This window comes from Pararhizobium sp. LjRoot255 (assembly GCF_964252905.1).
In the GTDB taxonomy this organism is placed as follows: domain Bacteria; phylum Pseudomonadota; class Alphaproteobacteria; order Rhizobiales; family Rhizobiaceae; genus Pararhizobium.
Genome location: NZ_CAXUPQ020000011.1, coordinates 1 through 2,417, shown reverse-complemented (window position 1 = coordinate 2,417; position 2,417 = coordinate 1). Strand labels below are relative to the sequence as shown.

Here is a 2,417-nt window from a genome sequence, read left to right as displayed (position 1 = left end):
ATTCCATCGCGGTCATTCCGCTAGTCCTCTTTGCATTTACGCCTCATCAGCGAATGGCATCCGGTGGCACCAAAGCAGCAGAAGCGGGTTACCTGTGCAGCGAATTGCGAGCTCGGATCCTGCGTCGCTGAAGAAGATGCCCCCCGGAGGTAAGACGACCCAGTCAATTTCGCTCGACCGCACCTCGACGCGCGATAACGCCAGGAAAACGGTCGGATGCTTTCTGCGGTGATCGGGAAACCGGCTATAGGGAGCCATCACGGTGACGCCCATGTGTACGTCGTCGCGTTCCTCAATCCCACCCGGCCCTGCGACTAGAGCATGGGCGTGTCCAAGGACAAAGTTCACGCTTGCGAATGGTCCGGTTTTTGACCGATACCAGCGAAGGTCGGGAGCGATAACCTCGATTGCTTCTGCCAGTGCCGAAAGTGGGTTACCGAGCGGGCTGGCCTGCTCAAGAGCCTCGGACAGATATCTGGACGCAGGCAGCGTGTTGCCGCCCGCGCTGTACAGAGAGCTTGGTTTTGACAAAGTATGATGGATTTTTCCGGCCGTATACTTTGCCATCGTCGGTACATCGTGCGCGAGAAGCAGGTTGCCTGCGGCAGTGATCAGACTTTGGAGCGCAGAGGGACGATGACCCCAAACGGATATTGGCATCCGTCCTTCAGGAGTGGTGTCACAACTAACGCTAGGGCCCACAGTGTGAGCGTGAGGTACAATCACGATCCGTTTCCTTTGGATGCCTGATATCGTCGCTTACGCTCCCAGCGCCTTTTCGAGCTCCGGCAGGATATCGAAGAGGTCGCCGACGAGGCTGTAGTCGGCGACCTGGAAGATCGGCGCTTCCTCGTCCTTGTTGATGGCGACGATGACCTTACTGTCCTTCATGCCGGCGAGGTGCTGGATGGCGCCGGAGATGCCGACGGCGATGTAGAGCTGCGGCGCCACCACCTTGCCGGTCTGGCCGACCTGCCAGTCGTTCGGGGCATAGCCGGCATCGACGGCGGCACGGCTTGCGCCGACGGCAGCCCCGAGCTTGTCGGCAACGGGCAGGATGACCTGCTGGAATTTCTCCGCGGAGCCGAGCGCCCGGCCGCCGGAGATGATGATCCTGGCCGAGGTCAGTTCCGGACGATCGGACGTGGAAAGTGCATCACCAATGAAGGACGAGAGCTTGGAAGAAAGAGCTGCCGCCGAGATTTCCTCGACGGCAGCAAGTGGGCCTTGGGAGGCCGGGGAGAAGGAGGCGGTGCGCACGGTGATGACCTTCTTGGCCTCGGTTGTCTGCACCGTCTGGATGGCGTTGCCGGCATAGATCGGCCGCTTGAACGTATCGGCCGAGACGACCTCGGTGATCTCCGAGATCTGGGCGATGTCGAGCAACGCGGCAACGCGCGGCAGCACGTTCTTGCCGACCGACGTGGCGGCCGACAGGATGGTGTCATAGCTGCCTGCCAGCGACACGATCAGGGCAGCGAACGGCTCGGCGAGGTTGTTGGCAAGGTCGTCGCTTTCGGCGAGCAGCACCTTGGACACGCCGGACAGTTTTGCAGCCGCATCGGCCACAGCCTTTGCGCCCTTGCCGGCCACCAGAACGTGTACGTCGCTTCCTGTTTCCGTGGCGATCTTGGTGGCGGCCGTCAGCGCCTTGGCGGTCTGGTCGGACAGGGTTGCGTTGTCGTGGTCAGCCAGAAGAAGAATGGCCATGATTTTAGTCTCCCTTTTCCTGGACCTTAGAGGACGCCGGCTTCGTGTCTGAGCTTGTCGACCAGCTCGGCGACCGACTTGACCTTGATGCCGGCCTTGCGGCCCGAGGGCTCCTCGGTCTTCAGGACCTTCAGGCGGGCTGCCGTATCGACGCCGAAATCGGCCGGGGTCTTCTTGTCGAGCGGCTTCTTCTTCGCTTTCATGATGTTCGGCAGCGAGGCATAGCGCGGCTCGTTCAATCTGAGGTCGGTGGTGACGACCGCCGGCAGCTTGATCTCGATGGTCTGCAGGCCGCCATCGACTTCGCGGGTGACCTGCGCCTTGCCGTCGCCGATCTCGACCTTGGAGGCAAAGGTGCCCTGGGCCCAGCCGAGCAGCGCCGACAGCATCTGGCCGGTCTGGTTGCTGTCGTCGTCGATCGCCTGCTTGCCGACGATGATCAGACCCGGCTGCTCAGCCTCGGCGACGCCCTTGATGATCTTGGCGACGGCCAAGGGTTCAACCGCATCGTCGGTCTCGACCAGGATCGCCCGGTCGGCACCCATCGCCAGCGCCGTCCTGAGCGTCTCTTCCGCCTTGGCCGGACCGACGGAAACGACGACCACTTCCTCGACCTTGCCGGCCTCCTTCAGGCGCAGGGCCTCCTCGACCGAAATCTCGTCGAACGGGTTCATCGACATCTTCACATTGGCAAGCTCGACACCGGA

At 61.9% G+C, this 2,417-nt stretch carries 3 protein-coding genes; all 3 read right to left on the bottom strand.

Going from position 1 to position 2,417, the window contains the following annotated elements:
- Nucleotides 1-36 precede the first annotated feature (36 nt).
- Entirely contained in the window at nt 37-567 is a 531-nt protein-coding gene (locus ACSQ2W_RS27290) for a dimethylsulfonioproprionate lyase family protein (protein WP_436089296.1), read from the bottom strand.
- A gap of 192 nt (nt 568-759) precedes the next feature.
- Entirely contained in the window at nt 760-1,710 is a 951-nt protein-coding gene (locus tag ACSQ2W_RS27285; RefSeq protein WP_436089295.1) for an electron transfer flavoprotein subunit alpha/FixB family protein, read from the bottom strand.
- Nucleotides 1,711-1,736: 26 nt separating this feature from the next.
- Nucleotides 1,737-2,417 (bottom strand): electron transfer flavoprotein subunit beta/FixA family protein (locus ACSQ2W_RS27280; RefSeq protein ID WP_436089294.1); only part of this gene is annotated, 681 nt, incomplete at its 5' end.